This window comes from Pseudomonas gingeri, assembly GCF_013386165.1.
GTDB lineage: Bacteria > Pseudomonadota > Gammaproteobacteria > Pseudomonadales > Pseudomonadaceae > Aquipseudomonas > Aquipseudomonas gingeri_C.
Genome location: NZ_JACAOS010000003.1, coordinates 1072895 through 1086238, shown reverse-complemented (window position 1 = coordinate 1086238; position 13344 = coordinate 1072895). Strand labels below are relative to the sequence as shown.

At 61.3% G+C, this 13344-nt stretch carries 14 protein-coding genes; 5 read left to right on the top strand and 9 right to left on the bottom strand.

Going from position 1 to position 13344, the window contains the following annotated elements:
• Positions 1-76 precede the first annotated feature (76 nt).
• Positions 77-1090 carry an aldo/keto reductase gene (locus tag HX866_RS09340; RefSeq protein ID WP_177101653.1) on the bottom strand — a complete coding sequence of 338 codons (1014 nt, stop codon included), beginning with the start codon at positions 1088-1090 and terminating at the stop codon, positions 77-79.
• Between the two features lie 315 nt (positions 1091-1405).
• Between HX866_RS09340 and HX866_RS09335 the strand changes: the two genes are divergently transcribed.
• Positions 1406-1636 (top strand): hypothetical protein, encoded by a 231-nt coding sequence (locus HX866_RS09335; RefSeq protein WP_177125361.1) that lies wholly within the window; start codon positions 1406-1408, stop codon positions 1634-1636.
• A 73-nt stretch (positions 1637-1709) separates the two neighbouring features.
• Here the strand turns inward: HX866_RS09335 and HX866_RS09330 are convergent, their stop codons facing one another.
• Positions 1710-3023: an MFS transporter gene (locus tag HX866_RS09330; protein ID WP_177139159.1), complete on the bottom strand. Its 1314-nt coding sequence runs from the start codon at positions 3021-3023 to the stop codon at positions 1710-1712.
• Between the two features lie 167 nt (positions 3024-3190).
• On the opposite strand from HX866_RS09330, the gene HX866_RS09325 reads away from it, so the two are divergent.
• From HX866_RS09325 to HX866_RS09310, 4 genes are all read left to right on the top strand, one after another.
• On the top strand, positions 3191-4315 hold the full coding sequence (locus HX866_RS09325; protein ID WP_177098034.1) for a sugar diacid recognition domain-containing protein: 1125 nt from the start codon (positions 3191-3193) through the stop codon (positions 4313-4315).
• A 99-nt stretch (positions 4316-4414) separates the two neighbouring features.
• Positions 4415-5554 carry a glycerate kinase gene (locus HX866_RS09320; RefSeq protein ID WP_177098033.1) on the top strand — a complete coding sequence of 380 codons (1140 nt, stop codon included), beginning with the start codon at positions 4415-4417 and terminating at the stop codon, positions 5552-5554.
• Positions 5555-5677: 123 nt separating this feature from the next.
• Entirely contained in the window at positions 5678-6295 is a 618-nt protein-coding gene (locus tag HX866_RS09315; protein ID WP_177098032.1) for a ParB-like protein, read from the top strand.
• Entirely contained in the window at positions 6288-7967 is a 1680-nt protein-coding gene (locus tag HX866_RS09310; protein WP_177098031.1) for a SulP family inorganic anion transporter, read from the top strand. Before HX866_RS09315 ends, HX866_RS09310 begins: the two co-directional genes overlap by 8 nt.
• 45 nt (positions 7968-8012) lie before the next feature.
• Here HX866_RS09310 and pncA read toward each other — a convergent pair whose 3' ends face one another.
• From pncA to HX866_RS09275, 7 genes are all read right to left on the bottom strand, one after another.
• Positions 8013-8666 (bottom strand): bifunctional nicotinamidase/pyrazinamidase, encoded by a 654-nt coding sequence (pncA, locus tag HX866_RS09305; protein WP_177098030.1) that lies wholly within the window; start codon positions 8664-8666, stop codon positions 8013-8015.
• A 237-nt stretch (positions 8667-8903) separates the two neighbouring features.
• A complete protein-coding gene (locus tag HX866_RS09300) occupies positions 8904-9689 on the bottom strand; it encodes an anti-sigma factor family protein (protein ID WP_177098029.1) in 786 nt (261 codons plus the stop codon).
• Positions 9686-10183, bottom strand: coding sequence for an RNA polymerase sigma factor (locus HX866_RS09295; RefSeq protein ID WP_177098028.1), 498 nt, complete (start codon positions 10181-10183; stop codon positions 9686-9688). Before HX866_RS09295 ends, HX866_RS09300 begins: the two co-directional genes overlap by 4 nt.
• Before the next feature lie 55 nt (positions 10184-10238).
• On the bottom strand, positions 10239-10781 hold the full coding sequence (locus tag HX866_RS09290) for a tetratricopeptide repeat protein (protein WP_177098027.1): 543 nt from the start codon (positions 10779-10781) through the stop codon (positions 10239-10241).
• A gap of 227 nt (positions 10782-11008) precedes the next feature.
• Complete coding sequence (locus HX866_RS09285) at positions 11009-11488, bottom strand: nuclear transport factor 2 family protein (protein WP_177098026.1); 480 nt, start codon at positions 11486-11488, stop codon at positions 11009-11011.
• A 113-nt stretch (positions 11489-11601) separates the two neighbouring features.
• Positions 11602-12165, bottom strand: a complete 564-nt coding sequence (locus tag HX866_RS09280; RefSeq protein ID WP_177098025.1) for a TetR/AcrR family transcriptional regulator — start codon at positions 12163-12165, stop codon at positions 11602-11604.
• A 132-nt stretch (positions 12166-12297) separates the two neighbouring features.
• A complete protein-coding gene (locus HX866_RS09275; RefSeq protein ID WP_177098024.1) occupies positions 12298-13329 on the bottom strand; it encodes a YncE family protein in 1032 nt (343 codons plus the stop codon).
• Positions 13330-13344 lie beyond the last annotated feature (15 nt).

Sequence of the window (13344 nt, the reverse complement as noted above, 5' to 3'; positions counted from 1 at the left end):
TAGCGGTGCATCAGGTGCACCGCGTTATCGTTCATCGCCAGCAAGCTGGCTCCTGCAGGGATCGCGTTGATCGGGGTCAAAGGGCCCGTGGCACGCGCCCGGAGACATAGTGGCTGACATCGTTGAAACCTGGGGTAGACGCATGCCCCGGACTCACCAGCGAGTCGACAAAGGCTTCGTCCTCGGCGCTGATCTTCACCGTCAGTGCCTTGGTGTAGCTGTCCCATTGTTCTTCGGTGCGCGGGCCGACAATCGCCGAGCTGACCGCCGTATTGTTCAGGACCCAGGCAATCGCGAACTCCACCAGGCCGATGCCGCGCTGCTGGGTGTAGGCCTGCAACTGCTGGGCAATGCGCAATGATTCCACCCGCCATTCGGTCTCGAGGATGCGCTTGTCCTGGCGTCCGGCCCGGCTGTTGGCATCCGGCGTGACATCCGGGGCGTATTTGCCGCTGAGCACGCCACGGGCCAGTGGGCTGTAGGGCACCACACCCAGGCCGTAGGCAGCAGCGGCGGCGATCTGCTCGGTCTCGGCCTGGCGGTTGACGATGTTGTACAGCGGCTGGCTGATGACCGGCTTGTCCACCCCCATGCGCTCGGCCACGCGGATCACTTCGGCAATCCGCCAGCCACGATAGTTGGACAGACCCCAATGGCGGATCTTGCCCTGGCGCAGCAGGTCGCCGATGGCCGATATCGTGATTTCCAGCGGAGTGTTGTGGTCTTCACGGTGCAGGTAGTAGATGTCCAGGTAGTCAGTGCCCAGGCGCCCGAGGCTGGCTTCGATGGCATTGAACAGATGCTTGCGGCTCAGGCCGCTACGGTTCGGCTTGCCATCCACCGGGCCTATACCGGCCTTGGTCGCAAGGATCCACTCATGGCGGTTGCGGGCAATCGCTTCGCCGACGATTTCTTCGGAGCGCCCGCCGGTGTAGATGTCCGCAGTGTCGATAAAGTTGATGCCCTGGTCCCAGGCCTTGTCGATGATGCGCAGGGAGGTTTCGGTGTCGGTCTGCTCACCGAACATCATGCTGCCCAGTGTCAATGCGCTGACTTGCAGTCCGGAATGGCCGAGGGTGCGATAACTCATGGACAGCATCCTTTTGCACGTAAGAGAAGGTGCTTATCAGATACCAGAACGCTGCCGTTGAGCAATCTCTCAATTGGCTCGCTGATATCCGACAGCCAAGTTATGGAACATTGCACAAAAATTTCATCTATTCCGACATCCAACAGAGATATGGCACAACAATCTCAACGATTGACCGTTTGTCGGAACTGTCAATTCTGACAGGTTGTTATGACAGCTCGAACTAAAGTCATATATAGCCAAGAGGCCCGCTTGTCCGGCGGGTACAGTCGTAAGGCCATCAGGACATAACCCCGTTCAATATGGAGAGAGATGATGCTTAATTCGAAACGTCTTAAAGCGCTGGCCATGGCGATCGTCGTTGCCCAGGCGGGCGTCGTCCCGATGGTGATGGCGCAAGCGCAGGTCGCGCCGACGACTCAGACCCAGAAGGTCACTTCCGAGAAGGCCGGTATGCAGTTGGCGACCAAGAAGAAAAAACACCACAAGAAGCACAGCAAGAAAGCCATGACTTCCACGACTCAAAGTGTGAATGCTACCGCCTGATTGTATTGATGGGGGGAGGCGCGCCCGAGGAGCGACAGCGATGTCGGTCCCCGGGCTTTTTATTGCCGCTGCTTTATACCGCGCGCAATGAGCGGGTCATGCGCAGGGCCAACAGGCTGCCAGCGACAATCACTGCCGCCAGCACATACAGGGCGGCATCGGTGGAACCGCTGGCATCCTTGACCCAACCCACCAGATAGGGGCTGAGAAAGCCGGCCATCTGGCCCATGGAGTTGATCAGCGCCAGACCACCGGCTGCGGCGCCTGCGCTGAGCAAGGCGGTGGGCACCGGCCAGAACATCGGCAGGCCGGTGAGGGCGCCCATGGTGGCAATCGTCAGGCCGAGAATCGCGATGGCTGGCGTGGTGGCGAAGTTGACCGCGATCAACAGGCCGATGGCGCCCATCAGCATCGGTACCACCAGGTGCCAACGGCGCTCCTTGCGCAAGTCGGCGGAGCGCCCCACCAGCAACATGAACACCGCCGCCAGCAGATAGGGAATCGCACTGAGCCAGCCGATCACCAGGTTATCGCTGAAACCGAGGTTCTTGATGATCGACGGCAGCCAGAAGTTGATGGCGTAGACGCCGCTCTGGATGCAGAAGTAGATCAGGCCGAAGGCCCAGATGGCCGGGTTCTTGAACACTTCACCCAGCGAGTCGCTGACGGCCTTCGGTTTGTTGGCGGCATCCTCGGCCTGGTCGGCTTCGAGCACTGTGCGTTCCTCGGCGGTCAGCCACTTGGCGTTGGCGAATTTATCCGCCAGCAGGAAAAACGCCGCGATGCCCAGGGCGATGGTCGGGATGCCCTGCAACAGGAACATCCACTGCCAGCCGGCAAGGCCGCCTTGGCCAGCGGCAAAGTGGTTGAGGATCCAGCCGGAGAAAGGGCTGCCGAGCAGGCCCGAGACCGGGATCGCCGACATGAACAGGGCCATGATCCGTCCGCGGCGAAAGCTCGGGAACCACTGCGAGAGGTACAGCACCACACCAGGGAAGAAGCCGGCTTCGGCGGCCCCGGTGAACAGGCGCACGGTATAGAACTGGGTCGGTGTGCTGACGAACAGCAGGCAGGTCGAGAGCGCCCCCCAAGTGATCATCATCAAGGCGATCCAGCGCCGTGGACCGAAGCGACTCAGCGCCAGGTTGCTCGGCACGCCGCACAGCACATAGCCGATAAAGAAAATCCCGGCACCGAGGCCGTAGATGGTTTCGCTGAATTTCAATGCGTCGAGCATCTGCAGCTTGGCAAATCCAACATTGACCCGGTCGAGGTAGTTGAACAGGTAGCAGATGAAGATGAAGGGGATCAGGCGCAGGGTGATGCGCTTGTATACGGTGTCTTTCAAGTCAGCGGTGGCCTGGGATATCGCGGCGCTCTGTGACATGGCGGTCTCTCTTTATTATGATTTTTTGCGAGGCAAGGGTAACTTGATCGCCCTGTGAGTCTCGGTCACCCCAGCGTTGCTGTCTTTGTGCCATTGCACAGGGTTTGTCGGTGTACCCTGTGCTGCTGAACAAACACCGATCCACCTGAACCAAGGACCCTACCGCTATGTTCGAACTGGACCATGACCTGGCACAGGATATCGTCGACCGTACGATGGCCATTCTGCCGTACAACGTCAATGTCATGGACAGCCAGGGCCTGATCCTCGGCAGTGGCGAGCCGGAGCGGATCAATACCCGTCACGAAGGCGCGCAGTTGGTGTTGGCCAATGGCAGGGTGGTGGTGATCGACGAGCAGGCGGCCAAGTGCCTGAAGGGCGTGCAGCCGGGCATCAACCTGCCGCTGATGCATGATGAACGGCTGATTGGCGTGCTGGGCATTACCGGCGAGCCGGAGCAGTTACGTACTTATGCCGAGCTGGTGCGCATGACCGCCGAAATGCTGGTGGGCCAGCGTCATCAGCAGGCCGAGCAGCAATGGCGGCGCCAGCGTTGCGATGACCTGCTGGCGTTGTTGCTCAGTGATGAGGGCGATTCGCCGCGCTTGATCGACGAGGCCCGGCAGATGGGGCTCAAACCGCAGTTGTCGCGGATTCCCTACCTGTTCGAGCTGGACCCGGGGCAGAGTGCCGAAGCACTGATGGCCTGGTTGCAGTCGCGTTATCCCGACAGTTGGTGTGTCAGTGCTTCGACCGCCTCGCTGCTGTGGTGCCGACCCTCGACGGTGATCCTGGACGATCAGCGCCTGCTGGAAAAGCTCGACAGCCTCGGTTGGAAAGTCGCCCGGGTCGCGGTGGGCGGGCAGGCTGACGGCTTGCAGGGCCTGCGCCGTTGTTATCGGCGGGTCAGCGATTTGCTCGCCTATGGCCGGGATGTCTTGCCCCAAAGCCGCCTGTTGCTCCTCAATCGTTATCGCTTGCCGGTGATGCTCTGGCGGCATCGCAGCGACGATGCACTGGAAGAGTTGCTCAAACCATTGCGCAAGGTGATCGCCAAGGACGGCAACGGCCAGTTGCTCGCGACCCTGCGCAGTTGGTGCGAGCATGATGGGCAGAGCCAGGGCTGTGCCGAGGCATTGGGGATTCACCGCAACAGCCTGCGCTACCGGATGGAACGGATTGCCGAGATCAGCGGGGTCGACCCGCTGCGCCTGGACGGGATGCTGGCGTTGTACCTCGGGGTGCAATTGTTGCCGCACAGCGAATCACCGGTCATGGGGGGCGGTTTGTAGGATTGAACAAAAAGCCCCGTTCGGGCTTGTGCAGCAGACTGGCGTCATTCCCTGTTCCAACTGGCAGCATGGGCGTCACAAGAACTGGAGATCGTCCCCATGAAAATCATCATCGCCCCCGACTCGTTCAAGGACAGCCTCAGTGCCGAAGGTGTGGCCCGGGCGATTGCCGAAGGCCTGGCCAAGGTGCTGCCCGAGGCGCAGTTGATTGAATGCCCGATGGCCGACGGCGGCGAGGGGACTGTGGCTTCGGTGCTGGCGGCGTGCAATGGCGAGTTGCGCCAGCAACGGGTACGCGGTCCCCTGGGGCAGCCGGTGGACGCGCATTGGGGCTGGTTGCAGGCAAGCGCCACGGCGATTATCGAGATGGCCGAGGCCAGTGGCTTGCAACTGGTCCCGAGCGAGCAACGCGATGCCTGCATCACCAGCACCTTCGGTACCGGCGAGTTGATCCGCGCGGCCCTGGATGCCGGTGCGCAACGGATTATCCTGGCGATTGGCGGCAGCGCCACCAACGACGCCGGTGCCGGTGCCTTGCAGGCCCTCGGCGTGGGGCTGTTCGATGCCCAGGGACAGGTGGTGCAAGCCGGTGGCCTGGCTTTGGCCGGTGTCGCGCGGGTGACCGTCGAAGGAATGGACCCACGGATCGACCAGGTGCGTTTCGAGATCGCCGCCGACGTGAACAACCCCTTGTGCGGCGAGCAGGGCGCTTCGGCGATCTTCGGCCCGCAGAAAGGCGCGACGCCGACCCAGGTGCGTGAACTGGATGCTGCCCTCGGGCATTTTGCCGATCTGTGTGCGCAGGTACTGGGCCAGGACGTGCGTGACGAACCGGGCAGCGGCGCGGCGGGCGGCTTGGGCTTTGCCGCCAAGGCGTTCCTGGGCGCGCGCTTTCGTCCCGGCGTTGAGGTGGTGGCGGAATTGGTGGGGCTGGCCGATGCGGTGTGCGGTGCCGACCTGGTGATTACCGGCGAAGGTCGCTTCGATGCCCAGACCCTGCGCGGCAAGACGCCGTTCGGCGTGGCGCGGATTGCCCAGGAGCAGGGCGTGCCGGTGATCGTGCTGGCCGGCACCCTCGGCGAAGGTTATGAGCAGATGTATGCCCACGGGGTCGATGCGGCGTTTGCCCTGGCGTCCGGGCCCATGAGCCTGGAGCAGGCCTGCCGTGACGCGCCGCGCCTGCTGAGTGCACGAGCGGGGGATATCGCTCGGGTCTGGAAGCTCGGCGCAAAAGCCTGATACCACGCGCGCGGCTCTTGCTAGGAGCCGCCGGTCGACGCTCGATTGCTCGCGCCTACAGGCCATTCAGGGCTAAGCTTGCGATCAGTCCAAGGTTCGGACTGGTCTGCCTGGAGATGCTCAATGGCTCGTGCTCGCCCGCAATTGATCAGCGCAAAGCTTGCAAAACTGCACCCCACCCAAGTCACCGTCGGCCTGCAAGAGGTCGCCCTCAAGCAAGCCCAATGGCAGACCCTCAAGCGCAAGGAACGCGAAGCCGCCCTCGATAATCACTGGTTTCCCTGTGTCCTCGGACCTGAAGGGCGGCACTACATTGTCGATCATCATCACTTCGGCCTGGCGCTGATACAGGAAGAAGTGAAGAAGGTCTCGCTGCTGGTGCTCAAGGACCTCTCGTTCGTCGAGCCCGCGAGTTTCTGGACCATCATGGATTTCCATCAGTGGGTCCATCCCTACGATGCCAAGGGCATTCGCCGCGGTTACGACAAAGTGCCCGGCTCTATCAGCGACCTGCAGGATGATCCCTACCGCAGTCTGGCGGGTGCCTTGCGCCGGGCCGGTGGTTTTGCCAAGGATGTCACGCCTTTCAGCGAGTTCCTCTGGGCCGACTTCTTCCGCACACGCCTCGCCGTCGCCGAACTCGGCGGCTCGAGCGAGCAGGTGCAGGCGGCCGCCCTCAAGCTGGCCCGCAGCCAGGCGGCGCGTTATCTGCCGGGTTGGAGTGGTCCGATCGATGCCTGAGTCGTCCGTAGTACCTACCCCGACGCCGGTGGCCCAGTCCAAACGCGGCTGGGCGGATTTGATTGCCGGGCTGTCGATCGCCGGTCTGTTATTGCCTGAAGCGGTGGCCTATTCGAGCATCGCCAACGTGCCGCCCCAGGCCGGGGTCATCGCGCTTTTTGCCGGTCTGCTGTGCTACGGCCTGTTCGGCACCAGCCGCTATGCCATCGTCTCGGCAACCTCGTCGTCGGCCGCGGTGCTGGCGGCGGCCACGGTCTCGGTGGCCGGTCCCGACATGGCGTTGCGCCTGACCATGGCCATCGGCCTGGTGATGATCACCGGCCTGATGTTCCTGCTCGCCGGCTTGTTCAAGCTGGGCAGCGTCACCGCCTTTATTGCCAAGCCGGTACTGCGTGGTTTTGCCTTTGGTCTGGCGGTGACCATCATCCTCAAGCAGGTCGCAAGCATCGTCCATGTGAGTCCCGCCCACGGCGACCTGATCCGCTTCGTGCCCGAATTGCTCAGCCAGTTGCCGAGCTGGAACTGGGCCGGTGTCGCGGTGGCGGTGGTCGCCCTGGTGCTGCTCTCGGTACTGGGCCGCTTCCGGCGTTTGCCGGGCGGCTTGCTGGTGGTGATGCTTGGCGTCGCCGCTGGCAAATGGCTGGACCTGCCCGGCTATGGGGTCAATCTGATCGGCGTGATCGATCTGCAACTGGCGGTGCCGTCGCTGCCGCGCCTGGCGTTCTCCGAGTGGCTGAAGCTGGTGGAACTGGGCTTTGCCATGGTGATGATTCTCTATGCCGAGTCCTACGGCTCCATCAGCGCCTTTGCCCTCAAGCATGGTGATCGGGTGAGCTCCAACCGCGACCTGCTGGTGCTGGGTGGCGCCAACCTGTTGTCCGGCCTGTTCCATGGCATGCCCGCCGGGGCCGGCTACTCGGCGACTTCGGCCAATGAAGCGGCTGGTGCAACCTCACGGTTGGCCGGCGTGGTGGCGGCGCTGGTGGTGCTGGTGATCGTACTGACCTTGTTGCCGCTGATCGCCCTGACGCCGGAACCGGTACTGGCGGCCATCGTCATCCATGCCTTGACCCGGGCCCTGAGCCTGGAGCCCTTGCAGCGTTATTTTGTCTGGCGCCGGGACCGGGTCCTGGCGATCTGCGCAGTGGCTGCGGTGCTGCTGCTCGGGGTGCTGGACGGTTTGCTGGCGGCGGTGGCGATCAGCCTGATGCTGATGTTGCGGCAAATGTCCTCGGCGTCGATCCAGGTGCTCGGGCATATTGCCGAGGGTCATGATTTCGTCGACTGCCAACTGCATCCCCAGGCACGTGAGGTGCCCGGGGTGCTGATCGTACGTCCGGGGGAGCCGTTGTTCTTCGCCAATGCCGAACGCATCCTGGGTAGCGTCTCGCGGCGGGTTCACGAGCAAGGCGATGCCGTGCATTCGCTGATCCTCAGCCTGGAGGAATCGCCGGACCTGGACGGCACCAGCCTGGAAGCCCTGCAGGACTTTATCGTGCGTTTCCCCAGCGAAGGTAAACGGCTGTTCTTCGCGCGCTTGAAGCACGGGGCGCATCAGGCCTTGTTGGCGCTACCGGCCGAGACGCTGGCGCAGGTCACGCTCAGTGATTTGAGCGTGTATGCGGTGGTGCAGCAGGTCAATCAACCACCGGGGCCTGGCACCGCGAGCTGACCCTGATGGGGCGGCAAGAGATCCCAGGGTCTCTTGCCGCCGTGTTCAAGCCGCCAGCGCCATCGAGTCGATGAGTTTCACCCCGGCGGCTTCCATCTCGTTCAGCGCTCGTTGCAGGGAACCCTCCAGATCTATCGCCCGGCAGGCGTCGACAATCAGCACGGTATTGAAACCTGCCGCCCGGGCATCCAGGGCCGACCAGGCGACGCAGTAGTCCAGCGCCAGACCGACCAGATAGACCGTGTCGATACCCCGTTCCTTCAGATAACCGGAAAGGCCGGTGGGCGTACGTCGGTCGGCTTCGACGAAGGCCGAATAACTGTCGATATCGCGGTTGCAGCCCTTGCGCACGATCAGTTGTGCATGGGGCAGATCCAGCTCGGCATGCAACTGCGCGCCGTGGCTGCCTTGCACGCAGTGGTCCGGCCACAGGGTCTGCGGGCCATAGGGCAGTTGCACGCTGTCGAAGGGCGCATGGCCGGGATGGCTGCTGGCGAATGAGACATGGCCAGCGGGATGCCAGTCCTGGGCGATCACCACGTTGCGAAAGCGGGCTCCCAGGCGGTTGATCAGCGGCACGATCTCGTCACCACCCTGGACCGCCAGTTGGCCGCCGGGGATGAAGTCATTCTGCATATCGATCACGACCAGGGCGCAACGCGGGTCGTTCAGTGGCGGCAGGGATTGGGACGGGGACATGGGACCTCCTTGGAAATTGGATTCGGGCAAGAAAATTCTAGCTCTCTTGCTGGCCGGTGGCGGCGCTCCGGCATGTAAGTGGTCTACAGAGAGGTGGGTACGTCATTGGCCAGGGCGCCGCCACCGTCCCTGTAGGAGCGAGCTTGCTCGCGATGAGGGCCTTGAGCCCTGCTGCGTCATTACGGGCGCCATCGCGAGCAATCGAGCGTCGACCGGTCCCTCATACAGGGACGGCTTTCAACTGGCGAAACGCTGCTGGAGCAACCCGGCCATATCGTTCAGCTCAGCCACCGGATTGTGCCCGATCAACATATAGGCATAGGTCGGCCCGGACCAGAACACCACGTTCATGCCATGTCGCACTTCCTGGGCCAGGGCCTTGGTCCCGGTTTTCGAGTGGGTGATACACAACGCCAACGGTCCGCTCCGGGGATCCAGATAGTTGATCTGGGCAATCGGTATATGTTCGTACTCGAGCATCTGCGCGCGTTTGAGCTCCGCGACCGGCAGTTGCACCTGGGCAGGGTCAAGCGCCAGGCCCAGGTGTTGCTGGATGCTTTGCAACTGGGCCCGATGAGTGGCGTCGTCGCCGGGCAGGTTCTCCAGGGTCTGCGCGGTGTAGAGGACCATGTAGTCGGCCACCAGTCCTCGCCAGCTGATTTCGCTCGACGGTGCGGGCGTCTGCCAGACCTGGAACAGCCGGTCCGCGGCGATCCCCGCGACCATGAAACTGGCGGCCACGGCGAGGAAACCGCGACGGCTCATCGGTGCCGTGGTTTTTTCGCTCGGCAGTGCTCGCAGCATGGCTTCGAGTCGAGCCTGAGGGGCCTGTTCGAGCAGTTCGTCATAGGCTTCCTGGAAGGGCAGCTCACTGCGCATCAGCCACTCAAGGCGCTCGGCCACGGCTTCGTCACGGGCCAGGGCGGCTTCGATCAGGTTGCGTTCCTCGGCGTCCATTTCGTCGTCGAGAAAGGCCACCAGCTGTTCATCCGTGGGGGTGTAGTGCGAAAGCTGGTCAGTCATCGCCGTTCTCCGCTGTTTGAGCTGGGCACGGTGCGCAACGGCGGATGCTCCGCCAGTTTCCCCCGTGCGGCAGCCAGCCGGCTCATGACCGTACCGATAGGTACTTCGAGAACCTGGGCCACTTCCTTGTAGGACAGACCTTCGACATAGGCCAGAAACACCGTTTCACGCTGGGCGTCGGGCAGGGCGTCGACACGCTTGATCACCTGGGAGGCAAGGACATGGGTCTGCACCACCTGCTCGCCGTCGAAGCTCAGGGTCTCGTCGGCATCCACCAGGCCCTGGCCTCGACGAACCTTTTGCGAGCGCACCTCATTGAGCCAGATCGAATGCAGGATGCTCAGCAACCAGCGGTCCATGCGCGTGCCCGAGACGAACTGATCGCCTCGCTCTAGGGCGCGGACACAGGTCGCCTGCACCAGGTCTTCGGCGACATGGCGTTGGCGGGACAGCACCAGCGCGTAACGCCACAGGCGCGGCAGGTGCTGACTCATCTCGGTGCGTATTTCCTTGTCGCTGGCGATGACAACCTCCGCCCTTTAACGGTGATCAGCTCGGGATCGGGTGCGCGATGGCGTTGGCCAGGTCTTCATATTCTTCGCAACCGGTGCCGCACAGCGACTTGATGGTCTGCAACTGCACCTGGGCCAGATCGACGCGGCCCTTGATCACGTAGGCTTCACCCAGGTATTCGCGTACCTGGGCGTAGTTCGGGTCCAGCTCCACGGCTTGCAGGTAGTAGCCGATGCCTTCGTCGGTACGCCCCAGTTTACGCGTGGCGTAGCCGCGATAGTTCAGGGCCTTGGCGGTGTTGGGCTGCTTGAGGGTGTCGAGCAGGTCCAGGGCGGCCTGGTATTGCCCGTCCTTGGCCAGGCGATAGGCATAGTCGGTGCGGTCTTCATCCGGCGTCAGGCTGCTGACATAGGGAACGCAAGCTTTCTTGGCTTTGTCCCACATCTGTCCTTTGGGGCAGACGGGTGGCATCGATTCGGTTTTTTCGCCCGAGGCGAATGCCGGCGCGCTCAACAGCGTTGCGGCCAGGCAACTGGCAATCAGAAAAGGAATCGCGATGGTGCTGGTACGAATGCTCATCGGTAATGCTCCGGTATCTGCAGGGTAGTAAACGCTAAAGGGACAGGTTTTATTCACGGCGGCTGAAATTTATTTTCGGTGCCCTGTGATCAGGCGCTCGATGGCTGTTATGAATAGAACACCCTGCGTTCGGAATTTATTCATGCCTGCAGAAAAAATCGCCCAGCGGGCGATTTTTTGCAAAGGTGCTCAGGCCCGCACGCAGGCGGGAATGAGCGGCCGATGCGTTACAACCCCAGATCCGAAAGGCTCGGGTGATCGTCCGGACGACGGCCCAGAGGCCAGTGGAACTTGCGCTCCGAAGCCTTGATCGGCATGTCGTTGATGCAGGCATAGCGGTTGGACATCAGGCCGTTCTGGTCGAACTCCCAGTTTTCGTTGCCGTAGGAGCGGAACCAGTTGCCCGAGTCGTCGTGCCACTCATAGGCATAACGCACGGCGATGCGGTTGTCGGTAAAGGCCCAGAGTTCCTTGATCAGGCGGTAATCCAGTTCCTTGGCCCATTTGCGGCTCAGGAAGGCCTTGGCTTCCTCGCGGTTGTGGGCAAATTCGGCGCGGTTACGCCATTGCGTGTCCAGGGTGTAGGCCAGGGACACACGCTCCGGGTCACGGGAGTTCCAGCCGTCTTCGGCCAGGCGGATCTTCTGGATCGCCGATTCACGGGTGAACGGGGGAAGTGGCGGGCGAGCTTCAGCGTCAGATGACATGGCAATGTCTCCAATTGAGTAGGGTTCAGACAAGTTGTCGCGCTTGGGTCAAGCGGTCGCCGACCCGCCCGTCAATCGCTCATCCCGAGCGTATTGGCGATACGGGGCACGACTCAGAGCGCCAATAACGTTCGCGCCATGCATTGCGCATTATCGGCTGCACCGGGGTCGCCCATGACAAGTGCAACGGTAATGGCGCCGTCGATCAGGATCAGCAACTGTTTGCCAGTGGCCAGGGGATCGGCGATGCCATGTGCTTCACAGAGCTCGACCACATAGTCGAGCAGCTTCTGTTTGTGTTCCTTGGCCAGTTGCCGCACCGGGTCCTGGGGATCTCCGGTTTCGCCGGCGGTATTGATAAAGGCGCAGCCGCGAAAGCCCTCGCTGGCGAACCAGCCGCCCAGCACGCTGAACAGGGCGAGCAGGCGCTCACCAGAGCCAGCGGCCTGGTCGACTTCGTCGCGATACCACTGCATCCAGCGGATATCTCGGCGGCGCAGGGCTTCCAGGGTCAGTTCGTCCTTGGTGCCGAAGTACTTGTAGAGGCTTTTGCGGGCCACCCCGGAGGTACGCACCAGGAGATCGATACCGGTGGCATGGATGCCACTTTGATAGATCAACTGCTCGGCGGTATCCAGCAGGTTTTCGCGGGTCTGGTTTGGCGTGATTTCGTTCATGGGAAAGAGGGTAGAACGATCGTTCTACTCTGTCAATCGTCTTGCTGAAACTAGGCCGGATGGCCCCGGGATCCGCTCACGCAAACTCGGCCAGTGAGGTGAAGATGACCCGGGTGCCAGGCTACTGTCACCTCAGGGCGTTGAGAAACTCGAAATGTCAAAGACAAGCACCCTTGACGACTCCCCTGAGCGGCCGGGGGCATAACCGTATTTGCCGTCCGGGGAAAGGACCATTTCAAACGGAACATGCCGAGCGATGAGGTGGTTGCCAATGAGCTCGCCGGTACTGGTATCAACGGTGTGCAGCGCGCACCAGTTCTCTCCCTTTATAAAGTAATAGTATGAAAAGTAGGCGCGATCACCCTTGGGGCTCAAATTGATGTCTTCACCTGGGCGATGTATGGAGCGCACCAGGCTTGCGGTCTGCGTATCCACAATGGAAGTGTTGGTCCTGGCGCCCGCGACGTACAATAAATCACGATCTGGACTTAATACAGCATTTCTCGGTTCACCTGAAATCCAGGGACCCAACTCAAGGAATTTATATGTCTGGGTGTCGATGGCCTGTATTATAGCATTCTCTCTACTGTAACTGATGGGCACATAGGCACGGTGCTTGACAGGGTCGACGGCTATACTCGACTCTAACTGCCCTGAAGCAATTTCAATAGAGGCAATAATCTCGTCCGTATCGGTGTCAATGACAATGATGTTTGCATTCTGCTCTAGGGCATATGGCCTGGTGACGTAGAGACGCTTATTGATTGGATCGACAGTCATCCGTTTATACTGAAGGAGCGAGGGACTTCCCACGATTTCCTTGATGACTCTTTGTTCATCGATTACGAAAACGGTGACAGGTGTATTGAGGCACGTTATATAGCAGCGATTTCGATTTGGATCATAGGCAGCATAATAGGGGTTCGCTCCAACCGGTATATCAGCAATAATACGCTTGGTTACAAGGTTAATCACTGATACGGTATTGATAGGGAAGTTGCAGACGAACGCACGCGTACCGTCTGAGTTAAGGGCGATTCCCCGTGGTCCGGCGCCTCGCGCTAATTCGATGATTTCATAGCCCATCCCTGTGCTGGAGTCGTTCTTTGTCTGCTTGGTCATGGTATTCCCCTGCATCTGTACGTATGAAAACGTTTCAGTCATGGGGGCACTTCATAA

What these genes read in the sequence shown, in the direction of transcription:
- HX866_RS09285 (WP_177098026.1), bottom strand. Translation starts at nt 11,488, where the DNA reads ATGTCATCTGACGCTGAAGCTCGCCCGCCACTTCCCCCGTTCACCCGT.
- pncA (WP_177098030.1), bottom strand. Translation starts at nt 8,666, where the DNA reads ATGTCCCCGTCCCAATCCCTGCCGCCACTGAACGACCCGCGTTGCGCC.
- HX866_RS09275 (WP_177098024.1), bottom strand. Translation starts at nt 13,329, where the DNA reads ATGACTGAAACGTTTTCATACGTACAGATGCAGGGGAATACCATGACC.
- HX866_RS09300 (WP_177098029.1), bottom strand. Translation starts at nt 9,689, where the DNA reads ATGACTGACCAGCTTTCGCACTACACCCCCACGGATGAACAGCTGGTG.
- HX866_RS09280 (WP_177098025.1), bottom strand. Translation starts at nt 12,165, where the DNA reads ATGAACGAAATCACGCCAAACCAGACCCGCGAAAACCTGCTGGATACC.
- HX866_RS09320 (WP_177098033.1), top strand. Translation starts at nt 4,415, where the DNA reads ATGAAAATCATCATCGCCCCCGACTCGTTCAAGGACAGCCTCAGTGCC.
- HX866_RS09310 (WP_177098031.1), top strand. Translation starts at nt 6,288, where the DNA reads ATGCCTGAGTCGTCCGTAGTACCTACCCCGACGCCGGTGGCCCAGTCC.
- HX866_RS09335 (WP_177125361.1), top strand. Translation starts at nt 1,406, where the DNA reads ATGCTTAATTCGAAACGTCTTAAAGCGCTGGCCATGGCGATCGTCGTT.
- HX866_RS09290 (WP_177098027.1), bottom strand. Translation starts at nt 10,781, where the DNA reads ATGAGCATTCGTACCAGCACCATCGCGATTCCTTTTCTGATTGCCAGT.
- HX866_RS09315 (WP_177098032.1), top strand. Translation starts at nt 5,678, where the DNA reads ATGGCTCGTGCTCGCCCGCAATTGATCAGCGCAAAGCTTGCAAAACTG.
- HX866_RS09295 (WP_177098028.1), bottom strand. Translation starts at nt 10,183, where the DNA reads ATGAGTCAGCACCTGCCGCGCCTGTGGCGTTACGCGCTGGTGCTGTCC.
- HX866_RS09330 (WP_177139159.1), bottom strand. Translation starts at nt 3,023, where the DNA reads ATGTCACAGAGCGCCGCGATATCCCAGGCCACCGCTGACTTGAAAGAC.
- HX866_RS09340 (WP_177101653.1), bottom strand. Translation starts at nt 1,090, where the DNA reads ATGAGTTATCGCACCCTCGGCCATTCCGGACTGCAAGTCAGCGCATTG.
- HX866_RS09325 (WP_177098034.1), top strand. Translation starts at nt 3,191, where the DNA reads ATGTTCGAACTGGACCATGACCTGGCACAGGATATCGTCGACCGTACG.